This window comes from Rhodococcus sp. NPDC049939 (assembly GCF_040656415.1).
Lineage (GTDB): Bacteria > Actinomycetota > Actinomycetes > Mycobacteriales > Mycobacteriaceae > Rhodococcus_F.
In genome coordinates this window covers 83,059-102,467 of sequence record NZ_JBFAMC010000007.1, presented here as the reverse complement: position 1 = coordinate 102,467, position 19,409 = coordinate 83,059, and the positions used below count along the sequence as shown (strand labels likewise).

The 19,409-nt window shown below is 63.8% G+C and carries 19 protein-coding genes; 6 read left to right on the top strand and 13 right to left on the bottom strand.

What is annotated here, in order from left to right:
- Positions 1-104: 104 nt before the first annotated feature.
- From AB0I57_RS19480 to AB0I57_RS19465, 4 genes are all read right to left on the bottom strand, one after another.
- Positions 105-341: a hypothetical protein gene (locus AB0I57_RS19480; protein WP_358339010.1), complete on the bottom strand. Its 237-nt coding sequence runs from the start codon at positions 339-341 to the stop codon at positions 105-107.
- A 900-nt stretch (positions 342-1,241) separates the two neighbouring features.
- Positions 1,242-1,478, bottom strand: a complete 237-nt coding sequence (locus tag AB0I57_RS19475) for a hypothetical protein (protein ID WP_358339007.1) — start codon at positions 1,476-1,478, stop codon at positions 1,242-1,244.
- Positions 1,479-2,583: 1,105 nt separating this feature from the next.
- Positions 2,584-2,820, bottom strand: coding sequence for a hypothetical protein (locus AB0I57_RS19470; RefSeq protein ID WP_358339004.1), 237 nt, complete (start codon positions 2,818-2,820; stop codon positions 2,584-2,586).
- Positions 2,821-3,103: 283 nt separating this feature from the next.
- Entirely contained in the window at positions 3,104-3,703 is a 600-nt protein-coding gene (locus tag AB0I57_RS19465; protein ID WP_358339001.1) for a TetR/AcrR family transcriptional regulator, read from the bottom strand.
- Between the two features lie 82 nt (positions 3,704-3,785).
- On the opposite strand from AB0I57_RS19465, the gene AB0I57_RS19460 reads away from it, so the two are divergent.
- Positions 3,786-4,598: an SDR family oxidoreductase gene (locus AB0I57_RS19460; protein ID WP_358338998.1), complete on the top strand. Its 813-nt coding sequence runs from the start codon at positions 3,786-3,788 to the stop codon at positions 4,596-4,598.
- Between the two features lie 3 nt (positions 4,599-4,601).
- Here AB0I57_RS19460 and AB0I57_RS19455 read toward each other — a convergent pair whose 3' ends face one another.
- The 3 genes from AB0I57_RS19455 to bioB all read right to left on the bottom strand — a co-directional run bounded on the left by AB0I57_RS19455 (position 4,602) and on the right by bioB (position 6,440).
- Entirely contained in the window at positions 4,602-5,117 is a 516-nt protein-coding gene (locus AB0I57_RS19455) for a DUF2567 domain-containing protein (RefSeq protein WP_358339075.1), read from the bottom strand.
- A gap of 67 nt (positions 5,118-5,184) precedes the next feature.
- Entirely contained in the window at positions 5,185-5,412 is a 228-nt protein-coding gene (locus tag AB0I57_RS19450) for a hypothetical protein (protein ID WP_358338995.1), read from the bottom strand.
- A gap of 14 nt (positions 5,413-5,426) precedes the next feature.
- Positions 5,427-6,440 carry a biotin synthase BioB gene (gene bioB, locus AB0I57_RS19445; protein ID WP_358338992.1) on the bottom strand — a complete coding sequence of 338 codons (1,014 nt, stop codon included), beginning with the start codon at positions 6,438-6,440 and terminating at the stop codon, positions 5,427-5,429.
- Between the two features lie 177 nt (positions 6,441-6,617).
- Between bioB and AB0I57_RS19440 the strand changes: the two genes are divergently transcribed.
- The 3 genes from AB0I57_RS19440 to AB0I57_RS19430 all read left to right on the top strand — a co-directional run bounded on the left by AB0I57_RS19440 (position 6,618) and on the right by AB0I57_RS19430 (position 9,884).
- Entirely contained in the window at positions 6,618-7,247 is a 630-nt protein-coding gene (locus tag AB0I57_RS19440) for a TetR/AcrR family transcriptional regulator C-terminal domain-containing protein (RefSeq protein WP_358338989.1), read from the top strand.
- 78 nt (positions 7,248-7,325) lie between these two features.
- Positions 7,326-8,456, top strand: a complete 1,131-nt coding sequence (locus AB0I57_RS19435; protein ID WP_358338985.1) for a lipase family protein — start codon at positions 7,326-7,328, stop codon at positions 8,454-8,456.
- 297 nt (positions 8,457-8,753) lie between these two features.
- Positions 8,754-9,884 (top strand): lipase family protein, encoded by a 1,131-nt coding sequence (locus tag AB0I57_RS19430; protein ID WP_358338982.1) that lies wholly within the window; start codon positions 8,754-8,756, stop codon positions 9,882-9,884.
- A 15-nt stretch (positions 9,885-9,899) separates the two neighbouring features.
- On the opposite strand, the gene AB0I57_RS19425 is transcribed toward AB0I57_RS19430, so the two are convergent.
- The 6 genes from AB0I57_RS19425 to AB0I57_RS19400 form a co-directional block, all read right to left on the bottom strand.
- On the bottom strand, positions 9,900-10,655 hold the full coding sequence (locus tag AB0I57_RS19425) for a succinate dehydrogenase/fumarate reductase iron-sulfur subunit (RefSeq protein ID WP_358338979.1): 756 nt from the start codon (positions 10,653-10,655) through the stop codon (positions 9,900-9,902).
- Between the two features lies 1 nt (position 10,656).
- On the bottom strand, positions 10,657-12,591 hold the full coding sequence (locus AB0I57_RS19420; RefSeq protein ID WP_358338977.1) for a fumarate reductase/succinate dehydrogenase flavoprotein subunit: 1,935 nt from the start codon (positions 12,589-12,591) through the stop codon (positions 10,657-10,659).
- A gap of 88 nt (positions 12,592-12,679) precedes the next feature.
- Positions 12,680-13,504 carry a hypothetical protein gene (locus AB0I57_RS19415; protein ID WP_358338974.1) on the bottom strand — a complete coding sequence of 275 codons (825 nt, stop codon included), beginning with the start codon at positions 13,502-13,504 and terminating at the stop codon, positions 12,680-12,682.
- Entirely contained in the window at positions 13,501-13,782 is a 282-nt protein-coding gene (locus tag AB0I57_RS19410; RefSeq protein WP_358338971.1) for a hypothetical protein, read from the bottom strand. Before AB0I57_RS19410 ends, AB0I57_RS19415 begins: the two co-directional genes overlap by 4 nt.
- 44 nt (positions 13,783-13,826) lie before the next feature.
- Entirely contained in the window at positions 13,827-14,570 is a 744-nt protein-coding gene (bioD, locus tag AB0I57_RS19405; RefSeq protein WP_358338968.1) for a dethiobiotin synthase, read from the bottom strand.
- Positions 14,567-15,709 carry an 8-amino-7-oxononanoate synthase gene (locus AB0I57_RS19400; protein WP_358338965.1) on the bottom strand — a complete coding sequence of 381 codons (1,143 nt, stop codon included), beginning with the start codon at positions 15,707-15,709 and terminating at the stop codon, positions 14,567-14,569. Before AB0I57_RS19400 ends, bioD begins: the two co-directional genes overlap by 4 nt.
- Before the next feature lie 77 nt (positions 15,710-15,786).
- On the opposite strand from AB0I57_RS19400, the gene AB0I57_RS19395 reads away from it, so the two are divergent.
- Positions 15,787-17,079, top strand: coding sequence for an adenosylmethionine--8-amino-7-oxononanoate transaminase (locus AB0I57_RS19395; protein ID WP_358338962.1), 1,293 nt, complete (start codon positions 15,787-15,789; stop codon positions 17,077-17,079).
- 51 nt (positions 17,080-17,130) lie between these two features.
- Positions 17,131-19,407, top strand: coding sequence for a glycogen debranching protein GlgX (gene glgX, locus AB0I57_RS19390; RefSeq protein ID WP_358338959.1), 2,277 nt, complete (start codon positions 17,131-17,133; stop codon positions 19,405-19,407).
- The last annotated feature ends 2 nt before the right edge of the window (positions 19,408-19,409 follow it).

Here is a 19,409-nt window from a genome sequence, read left to right as displayed (position 1 = left end):
GTGACGAGTAACGAAAACGACAATGTGCATCAATCGATTGAAGTACTTGTCGCTGCTCGATCACGATCTTCGTTTGCGTCATTCAGCGCCGGAAGTGAGAACCGTCAGGCGGCGGTCTCGACCGGAATGCGACGGGGAACAACAGGTAAACCAAGAATGGAGTGGCTCCACTTTCTCGGGGGTTTGCCTTGATTCTGGCCCAGTGCCGTTTCCGCTCGGCTATAAAGAGACAGCGCCATCGAGTGGCGCGAGCCGAAACGCACATGACAGCCAGGAGACCACATGAGTTCATCGGACATCTCAGACAGCGTCGTCGAGATGGTCATCCAGATCTTCACCATCAACATCAACTCCTAGCCCGCTAGACGATTCCTAGTCCTCGACTCCGACCTTCACTCAGAAGGTCCCCCGCACGATGCGGTGGGTCCCGGGGTCTCAGCGCCCGAGGGAAGGCTTGGGCTGCGCTGATCTAGGCCGTCGCCTACCGATACACCCATTCGCTGCTTCCCAAAAGCAATCGGCCCCCGTGGATCACCCATCCGTGGGGGCCGAACCTATGACCCGACAGGTCCCGGATTCCCCTCACACCCTCAACGCGTCCACGAGGACTCTCGGGGCGCCCAGCCACTCCGCCATCGCCTCCACATGGGACCCCGAGTGTTCGAATGGGTGGCCACACACGACGCCGGCACTCTGATGTGTCTCTTGACCCTCGTGTGCTCGCCAGCGTGTGTAGCCCCGGCATGGTCACCGAGTCCTTCTGACAGTCTCAGCTTTGCCAGTCCAGGCGGTAGCGCCGAGAACTTCAGGCCCGCAACCGCATTCTCCGCGACCTGAGGATGAAGCCACCCAACCCCCGCGATAGCGCCCGACATATCGCGTGGTCCGCTGCGAACAGCACTCGAGGATCCGCTCTTGTGGACACCAACATCGCCTCGAGGGATTCGGAGCGGTGGGAGGCATCTATTCGATCCACCACTCCACGGTGACCTCGGACCCTTCCTGCGAGACGACCCTACTCAGCTCGTCGGTGAGCATAGCGAGATCGTCGGGGCCGGTTGGTATCTCCCGATCGGTCACCCATGGCGCTATCGATGGTCCTGATACAACCCAGTCCACCACGCGGCTTTCGACGCGCGAGGTCGTTGGAGAGTGACCAACCGGGGGTGACGATCAGCTCGCGCAGATCCGTCGGCATCCGGCCTGCGGCCTGGGCGCGCAGTCCCGGGCACCTTGCGCCGTCAACAAAGTGTGTCGAGCGGCTTCCACTCGAAGGAGCGCAGCGCGCCGAAGAACCTGGCAAGTTCGCGGGCGGCGTTGAGGCGGTCCACCTCCGGCGCATTGATGCCCACGGCGGCGTACGCGCCGTCGAGCAACTCGATCAGACCGCACAGTTCGGTGACGTGCTTCCTGGCCTCGGGATCCGAGGTCTGCGCGAACTCGGCGACGTCGGCGGTCGTGAGATCGACGCGGGCCATCGTGTACCCGAACAGGTGAGTGGCGGGGAGGCGGGCAGTATTCGATGCTTTGCGGCTCGGGCAGCTGTTCCTGCAAACTCCAAAGCCTCGGAACGAAAGCGCCTCGCACGCAACACATACCGGAACAGATTACTGCGCCGCATCTGATCGCAGATCGCCTCGAAGAACGGCGCCGAAAGCCGGCCGCCGCAACGTCGGCGTTGCCGTGACCACGCCAGGCGACCATGACGGTGCCAGGAGGGCAACCCCTGGTCGAGCCTGTGAACGGAATGCAGTGGGGGATAACACCGTAGGCAATCGGTGAGAATCGAGAAAACTTTTCGGAAATATTTCTATTCTGACTCCCCTTTCGTATTCGCTGGGGTACAAAAGATACGCGCCCCAAAGGGCGCGATCGGAACACACATAACTAGTCAGGAGATTGCATGTTTTCATCGGACATCGTGGAAAGCGCCGTTCAGCAGATCATCAAGATCCTCAGCGACAACCTGAACTCCTAGTCCGAGAGTTCCGAAACTCAGTGAAACTGGGGCCCACACGCGATCCCGTGGGCCCCAGTTTCTGTTCTCGAGCGAAAAACTCAATCACCAGTCAGGAGACGGCACATGTTTTCATCAGACATCACCTCAGGAAGCCTGTCAGGCAGCCTCGCGGCTGAAGCCCTCAAGTTTCTGAACTCTCTCGAGAAACTACTCTCCTCCTAACCTAGAGGCTCTGCGCCTCACTGAAACTGGAGCTCACGCGCGACCCCCGGGACCACAGTTTCTGCACCTCAGGGCAAGAGCTGTCGGGCTCCAGAATCGGCAACGCGGTCGCCCAATTCAGAGGCGCATTCAATCGCTGCAGCGCACGCAGCGGGACTCGCCTACTGTGACGGACGCACGGGTAACAGACGAGTTCGCGCCACGGCTCGAGCTCGAGAAATTGTGAGAAGCAACAAATTGAAGAATTGTGCGAGGTGTCGTACTGGCGAATTATGAGAAGGAACGAACCATAGAATTGTGACGAGTAACGAAAACGACAATGTGCATCAATCGATTGAAGTACTTGTCGCTGCTCGATCACGATCTTCGTTTGCGTCATTCAGCGCCGGAAGTGAGAACCGTCAGGCGGCGGTCTCGACCGGAATGCGACGGGGAACAACAGGTAAACCAAGAATGGAGTGGCTCCACTTTCTCGAGGGTTTGCCTTGATTCTGGCCCAGCGCCGTTTCCGCTCGGCTATAAAGAGACAGCGCCATCGAGTGGCGTGAGCCGAAACGCACATGACAGCCAGGAGACCACATGAGTTCATCGGACATCTCAGACAGCGTCGTCGAGATGGTCATCCAGATCTTCACCATCAACATCAACTCCTAGCCCGCTAGACGATTCCTGGTCCCCCGACTCCAAGTCCCTCGACTCCGCCCCCTCCGAGAAGGGCCCCCGCACGATGCGGTGCGTCCCGGGGTCTCAGCGCCCGAGGGAAGTCTTGGGCTCCGCTGATCTAGGCCGCGGCCCACCACTGCGCCCGCGCGCCGCAGTCCCACAAGGCAATCGGACCTCGTGGATCACCGATCCACGAGGGCCGAACCTTCTGGTCCACAGGCATCGAATGCCGCACGTCGTCAACGCTGTGGTGAGGCGTCACCCCTGAGAAAGACCTCGCCAGAACGTGTCGGATGCCGCGGCAACGACGTCGTCGACCGGGGCACCGTAGAGCATTCCGCCCGCTGCGAGGGTCGCGATGCCGTGAAAGGTCGCAAACGCGACGAGGGCGATGTGCAACGGGTCGCCGGGACCGACATCGCCCGCGGCCTGAGCCTCGGTGATGATCCGGACCGTCAGGTCCATCGGCGTGCGGCCGGCCTCCACGACCTCAGTGGCGGCCCCAGGTGCCAACTTGCTGCTGTACATCAATGCGAGGAGTTCGCGGTGAGTGAGTGCGAACGTCACGTAGGTGCCCGCGACCGCACCCAAGCGGGCGCGGGGATGTGAATCGGCCTCTTCGAACGCCTGCTCGAGCGCCTTGGTCAGACGATGGAACCCCTGTTCGACGAGCGCGTCGAGCAGGGCCTGCCGATCCCGGAAGTGTTTGCTCGGTGCCGCATGGCTGACCCCAGCCTCTCTGGCCAGTTGCCGCAGGGAGAGGCCGTCGACGCCGTCTTGCTCCAGCGTGCTCTCGGCGCGAGCGAGCAGCACCTGCCGCAGACTCCCGTGGTGGTAAGGCTGTTCGGCGGCGGACATGGCATCAGCCTAGCGCAATGTTGACATTGACTACATTGGTGACAGTGGCTACATTCGGGGGCACTCAACGACTAGGAGAATCATGTCTGTCGACGTATCCGGATCGACCGTCCTCATCACCGGCGCCAGTGCGGGCCTCGGCGCCGATTTCGCCCGGCGATTCGCCCAGCGGGGGGCAAACCTCGTTCTCGTCGCCCGCCGCGCGGACCGACTCGAGCAGCTTGCCACCGAGATCCGCGACAAGCACGGTGTGTCGGTCACTGTCCTCCCGTTCGACCTTGGCACCCCAGGTGCCGCCGAACGGTTGAAGGACGAACTCACCGCGCGTGACATTCGCATCGATTCCCTCGTCAACAACGCCGGATTCGGCACGCACGGAGACTTCGCGTCCGCTGACCTGGACAGGCTCACCTCTCTCATTCAGCTCAACGTCACCACGCTCGTCGAGTTGTCCCACATCTTCCTGCCCGATCTCCTCCGCGGGCGCGGCCTACTGATGAACATCGCGAGCAGCACCGCGTACCAGCCGGTTCCCGGCATGGCCGTGTACGCGGCAAGCAAGGCGTTCGTCCTCCACTTCACTGAGGCGTTGTGGGCGGAGGCCCGCGGCACGGGACTTACGGTGCTCGCGGTCTCCCCTGGCCCCACAAAGACCGAGTTCTTCGACGTAGTCGGCACTCAGGACGCGGCCGCCGGGTACATGCAAACAGCAGAGCAGGTGATGAACACCACGTTCCGGACTCTCGACCGCCGCAACTCTCCGCCGAGTGTCATGTCCGGATGGACGAACAAGATGTCCGCACTCGGTCCGCGACTGGGGACCCGGCGGCTCACGACGCTGGTCGTCGGACGCATGCTCGGTAACGTGCGGATGCGCGCATCGGCCGACAAGTGACGGTTACGACGTAACTGCTGCGTCGCGCTTTTCCGGGTCCCCTTTCTCCGGCTCGGCGAGTTCGGTCGGATGATCGCTGACACCGAGATCGTCGTAGGGATTGAGCGCAGCGAGCACGAGCGTCACAACGCTGGCGGCTAGGGGCTGGAAGATCAGCGCCAGCAAGGTCCCGATCCCCGGCGCGACCGCAACGATTGTTCCGGTTGCCGTCGCGGCGGGGTGAGGAAATCGCAATGCAGCCACTCCGAGGCCGGCGAGCGCCATGACGCCGGCCCCGACTGCGCTTCCGGCGAGGACGGCGCCGAACGTGACCGGGCCGCGGCTACGTCGCAGAGTCCATGCCGCGACCGCGGTGAGAATGCCTACCACGAGACCCGCGCACACGAACATCCCGATCGCATCGAACCTGTGCAGGCTCTCCCCCGTCAGCGCCACCCCACGGTCGGGCGCGACCACCAGCAACCGTTCGGGCGGCGCGAGTATGCCCCACAGCACTCCCACGAGCGCACTCGCCGTCACTGCACCGCAAAAGATTCCCGCGCCCGATCGGAGCCGGAGTTGCCGAAGTGAGGTCACCTCCCAGACGCTACCGCCGCCCGAGCGCAGTCGAGTCGACGACACCGTGTCGAGAGCATTTCGCCCACCACCCGTCCGGGCTGACCTGCACGACCATGCGACGGCCACACGCCTCGCAGAAGCGTGGCGGTTCCAGACCCAGCTGGGCTGCAGTAGGAACGGTGTCGTCCACTCCGGACACCATCCGTCGGCCGGTGTAGGGGTTGTAGCGCTCTTCGGGGTCGCTGCCCGCTGCCATCTCCACCATGGTCGCTAGAGGGTGTCGTTCAGGGCTTTGATCGGCATCTGCAGGTCGACGAGCAGGTCCAGGTCCTTCTCGGCGGGACGCCCCAGAGTCGTGAGGTAGTTGCCGACGATGACGGCGTTGATACCACCGAGAATGCCCTGCTTGGCACCGAGGTCCCCAAGCGTGATCTCCCGACCACCGGCGAAGCGGAGGATCGTGCGCGGCAGCGCGAGCCGGAAAGCGGCGACGGACTTGAGTGCCTCGCTCGCCGGCAGGACCTCGAGGTCACCGAACGGAGTACCCGGGCGCGGGTTGAGGAAGTTCAGGGGCACCTCGTCCGGCTCGAGCTCAGCGAGGTTGGCTGCAAACTCGGCTCGCTGTTCGAGGCTCTCGCCCATGCCGAGGATGCCGCCGCAGCACACTTCCATGCCCGCGGCGCGGACCATGCGGAGAGTGTTCCAACGCTCGTCCCAGGTGTGCGTGGTGACGACATTCGGGAAGTGCGACTTCGCGGTCTCGAGGTTGTGGTTGTAACGGTGGACGCCCATCGCGGCGAGCTGGTCGACCTGCTCCTGCGTGAGCATGCCGAGCGAGCACGCGATCTGGATGTCGACCTCGTTGCGGATCGCCTCGATTCCGGCTGCGACCTGCGCGAGCAACCGCTCGTCGGGACCGCGGACCGCAGCGACGATGCAGAACTCGGTAGCGCCGGTTTTTGCCGTCTGTTTGGCCGCCTCGACGAGGCTCGGGATGTCGAGCCATGCCGCACGCACCGGCGACTGGAAGAGCCCCGACTGCGAGCAGAAGTGGCAGTCTTCCGGGCAGCCGCCGGTCTTGAGGCTGATGATGCCCTCTACCTCGACCTCAGGGCCGCACCACTTCATACGCACGTCGTGGGCGAGCCCGAGGAGTTCCTCCAACCGTTCGTCAGGTAGCCGCAGGACCTCGAGCACCTGGCTCTCGTTCAGTGCTTCACCGCGATCGAGCACCTGCTCCCGCGCCTGTGCGAGGATATCCGTCTGTACTGAGGCCGAGGTCACACGCATCTCCTGGGAACCGGGCCGATCACGTGGCGTGAATCGACTGAGACAAGAATTGAACGGCAAGAATTGAACACTGTACAAGTTGAACGGCGTTCACGTTAGATCCGTGATGGATTACTGTCAAAGCCAGGCAGAGTTTCGTGGGCCCGTCCAGACGAACCAGGAGATCACACAGTGCAGTTGCGACGCGGCGACGTTCTCGACGGCGCAATGGCAATCCTCGACGAGTTCGGCCTCGCCGACCTGACGATGCGCAGGCTAGCCTCCTCCCTCGATGTACAGCCGGGCGCGCTGTACTGGCACTTCCCCAACAAGCAGACCCTCCTCGGGGCGCTGGCCGACAAGATCCTCGAGGACGTCGACGCCCCCGTCGACACCCGAACCTGGGATGGGGAGTTCCTGGAACTGGCTCACCGTCTGCGGTTGGCGCTGCTTGCACACCGTGACGGCGCGGAACTGGTATCGGCCACCTATGCCTCCCGGATGACCAACGCACGGGTGCGCGAGAGCTTTGCCACCGCCGGAAGGCGATCGGGCTTGTCCCGCGAGCACGCCGAACTCGCGTCGTATTCGCTGCTCTACTACGTCCTCGGACACACAGTCGACGAACAGTCGCGGGCGCAGATGGAATCGGCCGGCGCGCTCACCCGGGCCGCACTCTCGCCCGATGCCCCGCATTCACCCATCGCGGCCTACGACGAGGATCTGCTGGACGGTGACCCTGTGATCCGGTTCGACTTCGGCCTCTCCCTCTTCATCGACGGCATTCGCGCACGTCTGAAGGAAACCACGCACCACCCCTGAGCATGCACAATGGAGTGGACCACGCTGCATCGGCCAATCGGCCGACGAAGCGGCCGTCGTGGCCAAGGGGGGCGCACGATGAGAATACGGTTCGTCCGACGCGCAAGCATCGCTGCCGTGGTGACAATCAGCATGTCGTTGCTCGGCCTTTCCGTCCCTGTCGGCGCGCAGACCGTACTCGACGCGCCAGGCACCGTCGTCGCCTCGTCCCCTATGCCTGCCGACGCGCTGCCCGAGGGAGTAGCGTCCGGCACGTACGTGACCTACTGGACCGTGGGCCCGCAGAATCAGCCGGCGTTGAGCACCGGGGCGGTCCTCCTGCCGCCGGGCGAGCCACCACCCGGCGGATGGCCGGTGATCTCATGGGCACACGGCGCCGTGGGAGTCGCCGACAAGTGCGCCCCGACGGTCACCGGCCAGATCGTCATCCCGTACGTGCAGTCCTGGCTCGAGCAGGGGTATGCCATCGTCGCGACGGATTATGTCGGGCTCGGCACGCCCGGAATCCATCCGTACCTCGATAGCCCGTCCGAGGGGCACAGCGTGATCGACATGGTTCGCGCAGGCCGGGCCGTGACACCCTCGCTGTCGGATCGGTGGATGGCGATCGGGCATTCGCAGGGCGGCCACGCGGTCCTCGCCGCCGCTTCGATGGCCACGACGTATGCGCCCGAACTCGACTTCCGCGGGACCGTCGCAACCGGTGCGCCGTCGAACATCGAGAAGCTGGCCCCGCTGCTCGGCCCGAACTTTCCCGCGCTTCCGCTCACCGGGAGCACGGTGTTCATCGCATACGCGATAGCCGGCTTCCGGGCGGCATATCCCGACCTGAACGTGGACAGCTACCTCAGCCCGCTCGGCCAAGACGTTCTCAGCGGTGTCGAGTCGCTCTGCTACCAGGACGCGGAGGCGCAGTTCGGCGATCTGACCATCGGCCAGCTCTTGTCACGACAGCTCGATGATCCCGTCATACTGGCGACGCTGCAGCGTTCACTGGCGGTGCCCGTCACCGGCTACGACCGCCCGCTCTTCATCGGCCATGGACTCTTCGACGAAATGGTGCCTGTGGTGTTCACGTTCGCTCTCACCTCGGAGTTGACGGCCGCAGGCCAGAACTTCGTGTTCCGCACCTACCCAACCACTCACGTCGCGACGATGTACGCCGCCCTGCCCGATGCCACTGAGTTCGTTCGGTCGGCCTTCGGGTAACAGGCGGTTGGTCTCTAGCCTCGCCCGCGCCGAAAGAGCTTGTTACCCAACCAGACCAGAGAATCGTTAGGCTGGTCTGCCACCCGCTCCTCCATCGGAATATGGGCGCTGTCGGTGATCGTGATGGTCGCGCACCACGTGACAGGTGTTCTGGCACAAGAAGCATTCGACGGACTTGCGAGACATTCACATACGCCCGATGATCGGCGCACCGCAACTGAGCATGCACAATGGAGTGGAGCCGTCGACTCGACCCAATGGCTTGCAAGGCGGCCTCGACGGCCAAGGGAGCGCACGATGAGACTATGGTTCGTCCGACGCGCAAGCATCGCCCTCGCCCTGACACTCGGCATGTCGCTGCTCGGCGTCTCCGTTCCTGCAGGTGCGCAGACCGTACTCGACGCTCCCGGTACCGTCGTCGCCTCGTCCCCCATACCGGCGGCCGCGCTGCCAGAGGACGTAGCGTCCGGCACGTACGTGACCTACTGGACCAAAGGCGCGCAGGATGAACCGGCGCTGAGCACCGGGGCAGTCCTCCTGCCGCCGGGCGAGCCACCACCCGGCGGATGGCCGGTGATCTCATGGGCGCACGGCACCGTGGGCATCGCCGACAAGTGCGCCCCGACGGTCACCGGGCCGATTGCCGGCCCGTACCTGCAATCCTGGCTCCAACAGGGGTATGCCATCGTCAAAACGGATTATGTCGGGCTCGGCACGCCCGGAATCCACCCGTACCTCGACGGCCCGTCGGAGGCACACGCCGTGATCGACATGGTCCGCGCAGGCCGGGCCGTCACACCCTCGCTGTCGGATCGGTGGGTGGCGATCGGGCAGTCGCAGGGTGGACAGGCTGCCCTGTTCACCGCCTCGATGGCCACGACGTACGCGCCCGAACTCGACTTCCGCGGGACCGTCGCAACTGGTGCGCCATCGAACATCGAGAAGCTGGCACCGCTGGCCGGCCCGAGCTTTCCCGCGCTGCCGCTCACCGGGAGCACTGTGTTCATCGCATACACGCTGGCCGGCCTTCGCGCGGCACATCCGGACCTGAACGTGGACAGCTACCTCAGCCCACTCGGCCGCGACGTTCTCAGCGGTGTCGAGTCGCTCTGCTATCAGGACGCGGAGGCACAGTTCGGGAACCTGACCATCGGCCAGCTCTTGTCACGGCAACTCGATGATCCCGCCATACAGGCGGCGCTGCAGCGCTCACTGGCCGTGCCCGTCACCGGCTACGACCGCCCGCTCTTCATCGGCCAGGGACTCTTCGACGACATGGTTCCGGCGGTGTTCACGTTCGCTCTCGTCTCGGAGCTGACGGCCGCGGGCCAGAACTTCGTGTTTCGCACCTACCCGGACGGTCACCTCGGGGCGATGTACGCCTCCCTACCCGATACCACCGAGTTCGTTCGGTCGGCCTTCGGGTAACCGGCGGTTCGCGGCCTAGCTCCGTCCGCGCCGAAAGAGCTTGTTACCCAACCAGACCAGAGGGTCGTAACGCTGGTCTGCCACCCGCTCCTTCATCGGAATGATGGCGTTGTCGGTGATCGTGATCCCTTCCGGGCACACCTCGGTGCAGCATTTGGTGATATTGCAGAGTCCGAGACCGTACTCATCCTGCGCAGCGTCGCGACGGTCGCCGGTGTCGAGTGGGTGCATCTCCAGCTCTGCGACCCGGATGAAGAAGCGGGGACCGGAGAACGCAGTCTTGTTGTCCTCGTGGTCGCGCACGACGTGGCAGGTGTTCTGGCACAAGAAGCATTCGATGCACTTGCGGAACTCCTGTGAACGTTCAACGTCGATCTGCTGCATCCGGTACTCGCCCGGCGCAAGGTCCGGTGGCGGACTGAACGATGGAATCTCGCGCGCCTTCTCGTAATTGAACGACACATCGGTGACGAGATCACGGACGATGGGAAACGCCCGCATCGGCGTCACCGTCACCACCTCGTCCTCCGCGAACGTCGACATCCGTGTCATGCACATCAGCCGTGGCCGACCATTGATCTCTGCGGAACAAGACCCACACTTGCCGGCCTTGCAGTTCCAGCGGACCGCCAGATCGGGGGCCTGCGTCGCCTGGAGTCGGTGGATGATGTCGAGCACCACCTCACCTTCGTTCACGGGAATCACGTAGTCCTCGAGTGCGCCGCCATCGGAGTCGCCGCGCCACACCCGGAACCGTGCGTCGTATCCCATCTCAGCCCTTCCTTCCCGGATGCTCTGCGAGTTCGGCGTCTGTGTAGTACTTGCGCAGTTCGTCGATCTCGAAGAGTTCCAACAGGTCCTTACGCATCGGAGCCTGATGTTTACGCGTGACCAGGACGTCCGGGACAGCCGCGGTGGGGTGCGCGGACATGTCCCCGACCGCACTGCAGACGAGAAGAATCTCGCGCCACTCGGCCTCCATGTCCGGGTGATCGTCGCGGGTGTGCCCACCGCGACTCTCGGTGCGCATCAGCGCCGCTCGTGCGACACACTCACTGACCAGCACCATGTTCCGCAGGTCGACCGCAAGGTGCCAGCCCGGGTTGAACTGGCGGTGTCCCTCTACTTCGACGCTCCCGATACGCCCCTTGATCTCATCGAGCGTGGCAAGCGCGCGCACGATCTCGTCTTCCTTCCGGATGATGCCGACGAGGTCGTTCATCGTCTGCTGAAGCTCTGTGTGAAGGGTGTAGGGATTCTCGGAAGTGCCACCACGTTCACTCGCGGAATCGAACGGCGACAACAACATCCGAGCCGCCGCATCCACGGCGGAAGAAGAAACGACCGGTCGCTCCGACAGCGACTTCACGTATCCGGCCGCACCCAGACCCGCTCGTCGTCCGAACACCAACAGGTCCGATAGTGAATTGCCGCCGAGTCTGTTGGAGCCGTGCATGCCGCCCGAGCACTCACCTGCGGCGAAAAGTCCTGCGACGCTGGACGACCCGGTGTCGGGGTCGACTTCGATGCCTCCCATCACGTAGTGGCAGGTCGGCCCGACCTCCATCTGCTCCTTGGTGATGTCGACGTCTGCAAGCTCCTTGAACTGGTGGTACATCGACGGGAGTCGGCGAACGATTTCTTCTGAGGGCATACGTGAGGCGATGTCGAGGTACACACCGCCGTGCGGAGTCTGCCGTCCGGCCTTGACCTCCGAGTTGATGGCGCGCGCAACTTCGTCGCGGGGAAGCAGATCCGGCGTCCTGCGATTGTTGTCGGAGTCTTTCAACCAGGCGTCGGCTTCCTCCTCGGTCTCCGCGTACTGACCTTTGAAGACCGCGGGAATGTAGGAGAACATGAAACGATCGCCTTCGGAGTTCTTCAGAACCCCGCCGTCGCCACGCACGCCCTCGGTGACGAGGATGCCCTTCACGCTGGGCGGCCACACCATTCCGGTCGGGTGAAACTGGACGAACTCCATGTTGATGAGGTCGGCGCCGGCACGAAGGGCGAGTGCGTGACCATCTCCGGTGTACTCCCACGAATTGGACGTCACCTTGAACGACTTGCCGATTCCGCCGGTCGCCATCACCACTGCGGGCGCCTCGAACAGCACGAAACGTCCACTCTCACGCCAGTATCCGAAGGCACCCGATATCCGGTCGCCGTCCTTGAGGAGTTCGGAGATGGTGCATTCCGCGAAAATCTTGATTCTGGCCTCGTAGTCGCCGGTGGCGGCGAAGTCTTCCTGCTGAAGCGAGACGATCTTCTGTTGCATGGTGCGGATCAGTTCGAGACCTGTCCGGTCGCCGACGTGCGCGAGACGAGGATACGTGTGACCACCGAAATTGCGTTGGCTGATCCGGCCGTCGGAGGTTCGATCGAACAGCGCGCCATAGGTTTCGAGTTCCCATACCCGATCGGGCGCTTCACGCGCGTGCAGTTCGGCCATTCGCCAGTCGTTGAGGAACTTGCCGCCGCGCATCGTGTCTTGAAAATGTGTCTGCCACGTGTCTTTCTCGTTGGCATTACCCATTGCGGCAGCGCACCCACCCTCCGCCATGACGGTGTGTGCCTTACCGAACAGCGACTTGCAGACCACGGCAACGGACATACCCTGTTCGCGGGCCTCGATAACAGCTCGCAGCCCGGCACCACCGGCACCGATCACCACGACGTCGTAGCTGTGCCGTTCGACTTCCGTCATTGCACTCCCTCTTTGTCGGCAACTGCCCATGGTCTTCGCCTGCACGGCGTCTTCCGACTCCCGCGCGACTCGACTACTCGGTGGCCGGTCAATTGATCAGGCGGAGGTCGGTCAGGGTTCCGCTGGCTACGAGCATCACGTAGAAGTCGGTGATCATCAGCGTGGCCAGGGTGATCCAGGCAAGTTGCATGTGGCGGGTGTTCAGCTTGCTCACCTGAGTCCACAGCCAGTACCGGATCGGGTGCTTCGAGAAGTGAGTGAGCCTGCCACCGGTGACGTGCCGACAGGAATGACACGACACGGTGTACGCCCAGAGCAGGGTCACGTTGCCGACGAGTATCAAGGTTCCGAGCCCGATGCCGAACCCGCCGTCCGCACCACGGAACGCGCCGATCGCGTCATAGGTATTGATCGCCGAGATGATCACAGCGAAATAGAAGAAGTAACGGTGTGCGTTCTGGATGATCAGCGGCAGTCGCGTCTCGCCCGAGTAGGTGCGGTGCGGCTCGGCGACCGCACATGCGGGCGGTGCGAGCCATACCGACCGGTAGTAGGCCTTGCGGTAGTAGTAGCACGTGAGCCGGAACCCGAGCAGCAGAGGCAGCACCAGAAATCCGAGCGGAATGAACATCGGCAGTTCGCCGATGGGAGTGCCGAAGTGGCTGGAGCCCGGCACGCACGAGTCACTCAGGCACGGCGAGTAGAACGGCGTCAGGTAGTGATAATCGTCGACCCAGTACGCGGTTCTCACCCACGAACGGATCGACGCATAGATCACGAAGACAGACAGGCCGAGCACTGTCAGCAGCGGCTCCTGCCACCATCGGTCGGTGCGGAGCGTGCGCTCCGCGATCCGGGCACGCGTCGGGAACCCGACACCGGAACTGCCGGGATTCATCGGCGGCGCGCTCATTCGCGCTCGTAGTGGAGTCCGCCTAGACCCTCATCATCGACGCCCCGCCACATGGACGCGTCGTATGGGGTATCAGGCACTTTGATCCGCTCCCCAGATTCGCTGGCGGCATGCGGAGGCGAGGAATCCAATTCTTGCGCGTCGATCTCGAGACGCTGCAGGTCGTTGTCCAGTCGCCGCACAGGTGCAGCGTCGCCGTACATCGAACGCAGGTTACCGACGCAGCGCCGCAGACGGTCGATCGTGCGATTCAATTCGAGCATTTCGGAGGTCGACATGACACCCCTCCCAACCCGGCCGTATATCCGTGATGTTTGTCACGTTACCGGTATATGGTCGGACCCGCGTTGATTTGAAGCCGTGGAGAGTCGTGACCAAACTTCAACGTCGAGGTCAACCATGTGGCGTCGAACCACGTAGGTGCCATCGCAGAAAATTCCTTCGAGTGCAGGTAGCCACTACCGGCGGGGACCGATCCGACGACATCGACACCGGTCACAGCTGGGAGATCGTCGAGGTTACAGCGTTCGGCGAGGCCGGGCTCGTCCGGCCACGATCCGATCACAATTCCGGCACAGGGGAGCCGCTCGGCCGTCAGAGCGCGGGTGGTGAGTTCGGTGTGATTGAGAGTGCCGAGCTCGGCTGCGGCGACCACCACGGTCGGTGCGTCGAGTGCCCGCGACAGATCGACGAGCGTGAACCCATCGACTCCCAGACGCACGAGTAGGCCGCCTGCCCCCTCGACAAGGACCAGGTCGTACTCTGCGTCGAGCGCTCTCACCCTGTCCACGACCTCGGTGCACCGCACCATCGGCAGACCGGCGCGGCGGGCCGCGGTATCGGGGGCGAGCGGATCCGGGTAGCGGGCGAATTCGAACACCGCCGTGACATCGGAGAGCCTCGTCACCTCGGCGAGATCGCCCGGCTCCCCCGTAGCAACACCGGTCTGCACGGGCTTGCATACCGCGACGGACAGGCCCGCCGTACGCGCCGCAGCGGCGAGCGCCGCTGTGACGACGGTCTTGCCCACGTCGGTCGACGTGCCGGTGATCAGGAGGATACTCACGCGAACGCTCCCGTCAGGACCTCACCGAGGACCGTCTCTATTCGTGCCAGTTCGTCGGGACCGAGCGTCGCCCGTGCGGTGAGCCGCAGACGGGACGTGCCCTCCGGCACGGACGGAGGTCTGAAACAACCGACATGCAGTCCTCGTTCCCGGCAAGCGGCGGCGGCATCGAACGCCAGCTGAGGATCACCGAGAATCACCGAAACCACGGCGGATTCGGGTGTCTTCGCGCCGGTGTACCGGGCGAGATCCTGCGCGCGGTCCAGTACTGACTTCGCTCGATGAGGCTCGCGCCGCAGAATCATGAGAGCCGCGCGCGCTGCTCCCACCGACGCCGGGGCAAGACCCGTGTCGAAGATGAAGGTGCGGGCGGCGTCGATGAGGTGTGCGCGGACCCTTTCCGACGCGAGAACCGCGCCGCCCTGGCTGGCGAGGGATTTCGACAAAGTGGCCGTAACCACGATGTCGGGTTCGCCCGCAAGCCCGACCTCATGCACGAGACCGCGTCCCCCGACACCGCGTACGCCGATGCCGTGCGCCTCGTCCACGACGAGAAACGCACCGTATTCGCGGCATACCCGGTGCAGTCCGACCAGCGGGGAGAGATCGCCATCGGCGCTGAACACCGAATCGGTGACTACGAGCGCGCGCTCCTCGCCCCTCGTGGCCAGTGCGCTGCGAACGAACTCGATGTCCGAATGCGGCGATACCGCGACGCGAGCGCGGGACAACCTGCAGGCGTCGACCAGCGAGGCATGGCTTCCGGCGTCGGAGACGATGAGCGAGCCCGGACCGGACAGTGCAGTGACGGCGCCAAGGTTCGCGGTGTACCCCGAGGAGAACACCAGCCCGGCCTCTGCCCCGACGAAGTCCGCGAGCTCCGACTCGAGCCGATCGTGGTCTGTGGTGGACCCCGTGACCAGACGTGAACCGGTTGCCCCCGCCCCCCACCGGCTCAGCGCCGACATCGCACCACGCACCACCTCTGGATGGCGCACGAGTCCGAGGTAGTCGTTGGACGCCAGATCGATCAATGCGGTACCGGGCGTCCGGGGACGCAAATCGCGGTGCAGTCCGGCGCCGCGGCGCCGGTCCGCGACGTCGTCGAGCCATGTGGACAGGGTGCTGTCGATACTCACCCTCGGCACGATACGGGACTTGAACGGTGTTCAACCCGGAGTGGGTCGACTTTCCGTGTGTGGTTAGGGTCGAGCCCGTGACAAACCCGAGCCTGTCCGTCGACGACATCAGTGCCCTCGATGCCTCGCTTCTGTGGCATCCGTATGGGGCATTCCCCTCCTCGACGGTTCCTCTCGTGGTGGCTTCGGCTTACGGGACTCGGCTCACCCTCGCCGACGGGCGCGAACTCGTGGACGGTATGAGTTCCTGGTGGGCAGCGGTGCACGGCTATCGACACCCGAGCCTGGATGCTGCGGCCACCGCGCAACTCGGACGGATGAGTCACGTCATGTTCGGGGGACTCACGCACGAACCAGCCGCCAGGCTGGCGCAGCTGCTCGTCGAAATCACCCCGACCGGACTCGACAAGGTCTTTCTCGCCGACTCGGGTTCGGTGTCCGTCGAAGTAGCGGTAAAGATGAGCCTGCAGTACTGGCGAAGCCGTGGCATGCCGGGCAAGCATCGCCTACTCACGTGGCGCGGCGGCTACCACGGCGACACGTTCGCACCGATGAGCGTCTGCGACCCCGATGGCGGCATGCATTCACTGTGGACGGACGTACTGGCACGGCAGGTGTTCGCGCCGCCGCCGCCGCGCGAGTTCGACCTGAGCTACGTCGCGGATTTCGAACGCCTGGTGGAGTCACATTCGAGCGAACTGGCGGCCGTCATTGTGGAGCCGGTGGTGCAGGGTGCCGGCGGCATGCGTTTCCACGATCCCCGGTATCTGTCAGAACTTCGACGGATCTGCGATGAGCACGAATTGCTGCTGATCTTCGACGAGATCGCCACGGGCTTCGGACGAACCGGCGAGTTGTTCGCCGCCGATCACGCCCGGGTCAGTCCTGACATCATGTGCGTCGGCAAAGCCCTCACCGGCGGATACATGACCCTTGCAGCGGCCCTCTGCTCCACCGAGATCGCGGAAACCATCAGTTCCGGAGAAGCCGGTGGGCTGATGCACGGTCCGACGTTCATGGCCAATCCGCTCGCGTGTGCTGTCGCTGTGGCGTCCATCGAACTGCTGCTGTCCCGGGACTGGCGAGGCGAGATCGCAAACGTGAACGGCGCGCTCGAATCGGGCCTCGAGCCGGCCCTCGAGATCCCCGGTGTCCGGGACGTCCGGGTGCTCGGTGCCATCGGAGTAATCGAACTAGCGGACCCCGTCGACATGCGGACCGCTACCGAAGCTGCAGTTGCCTCCGGGGTGTGGCTACGGCCCTTCCGAAACCTGATCTACACCATGCCGCCATATGTGAGCACCACCGAGGACGTAGGCATCATCACAGCCGGAATGTGCGCTGTCGCACGAAGCCAGAGTGCGCACTGACCTCATTGTCGAACCGGGAACGTGCCGGACGCGAGAGCTAATGTTCTCGGTATGGACGCGAGCAACTCGACCGACACCACGCACATCCCTGTGTGGCCCGGTAGCGCCTATCCCCTCGGAGCCACCTACGACGGGGCAGGGACGAATTTCTCGTTGTTCTCCGAAGTCGCCGAGGCTGTCGATCTGTGCCTGATCGCCAAGGACGGCACGGAAACCAGAGTCCGCCTCGAAGAGGTCGACGGGTACGTGTGGCATGCGTATCTGCCAACCGTCGTTCCCGGTCAGCGCTACGGCTACCGGGTCCACGGACCGTGGAATCCGGCAGCCGGACATCGCTGCGATCCGAGTAAACTCCTTCTCGACCCTTACGGCAAGGCCTTCGACGGCAACTTCGACGGAGATCGCTCCCTCTACTCCTACGATGTCGAAGAAACGATCGGCCACAGCGAAAAGGTCGACACCGATGACGTGAAACGCGAGAAGCGTCTGGTAGGGCATGCGGACGCCGAGATTGCACCAGTAGGCGAAAAGCTTGCGGAGTCCGACAAGCCTGCGAAACCTGTCTTGCCCGGGCATGATTCACTCGGTCACACGATGACCACCGTCGTGATCAACCCGTTCTTCGACTGGGCCTTCGACCGTGCTCCCAAACGCCCCTACCACGACACAGTGATCTACGAGGCACATGTCAAGGGCATGACGGCAACCCACCCCGGCGTCCCCAAGCAACTCCGCGGCACGTACGCGGGCCTGGCGCATCCAGTGATCATCGACCACCTGGTCGGCCTCGGTGTCACAGCGATCGAACTGATGCCCGTGCACCAGTTCATGCACGACCAGCCCCTGCTCGACCGTGGGTTACGGAACTACTGGGGGTACAACACGTTCGGCTTCCTCGCACCGCACACCGAGTACTCGTCGGCGGACAAGCCGGGCGCTGCGGTGTCGGAGTTCAAGGCGATGGTCCGCTCGTTCCACGAGGCGGGTATCGAAGTGATCCTCGACGTCGTCTACAACCACACGGCCGAGGGCAACCATCTCGGCCCGACCATCTGCTTCCGCGGCATCGACAACGCCGCCTACTACCGTCTCGTCGACGGGGATGCCGAATACTACAAGGACTACACCGGCACGGGGAACAGCCTTGACGCTCGGCACCCGCACACGCTCCAACTGATCATGGACTCGCTTCGGTACTGGGTCACGGAGATGCACGTCGACGGATTCCGATTCGACCTGGCGTCAACACTCGCGCGCGAGCTGCACGACGTCAACCGGCTGTCCGCGTTCTTCGACCTCGTCCAACAGGACCCGATCGTCAGTCAGGTCAAGCTGATTGCCGAGCCGTGGGACGTCGGCGAAGGTGGCTACCAGGTGGGCAATTTCCCTGGCCTGTGGACGGAATGGAACGGCAAGTACCGGGACACCGTCCGCGACTACTGGCGTGGTGAGCCTGCGACTCTCGGCGAGTTCGCGTCCCGCCTGACCGGCTCGTCCGACCTCTACGAGGCGACCGGCCGGCGTCCCAGCGCGAGCATCAACTTCGTGGTCGCCCACGACGGGTTCACGCTGCGCGATCTGGTGTCCTACAACGAGAAGCACAACGAGGCCAACGGCGAGAACAACAACGACGGTGAGAGCCACAACCGCTCTTGGAACTGCGGGGTCGAGGGGCCGACGGACGATCCGGAGATCCTCGACCTGCGGGGGCGGCAGAGCCGGAACATGCTGGCCACGCTGATGCTGAGCCAAGGCACTCCGATGCTGGCACACGGCGACGAGATGGGCCGCACCAAGCACGGCAACAACAACGTGTACTGCCAGGACTCGGAGCTTTCCTGGATGGACTGGTCGCTGGCGGAATCCAACGCAGACCTGGTCGAGTTCACCAAACGGGTGATCGCACTGCGGATGAAGAATCCGGTGTTCCGTCGACGACGATTCTTCGAGGGCACACCAATCCGTAGCGGAAATCAGACCCGCGACATCGCCTGGCTCACCCCGTCCGGCGAGGAGATGACTCCCGAGGACTGGGACAGTGGATTCGGAAGATCTCTGGCGGTCTTCCTCAACGGGGAGGGCATCCACGAACCCAACCAACGGGGTGAACGGGTTGTCGGTGACTCGTTTCTCTTGTGCTTCAACGCGCACCACGAGGGAATCGGGTTCTCCACTCCGGATTCGCACTATGCCGGCGAGTGGACCGTCGTGCTCGACACGTCCGTGCCGACAGGAGAGCCGACGGGAGAGACGGAGTCGGTGATCAAGGCCGGAGATCCGCTGCAGGTCGGCGCCAGATCACTGGTTGTGCTGCGTCGGAGTACATGAGC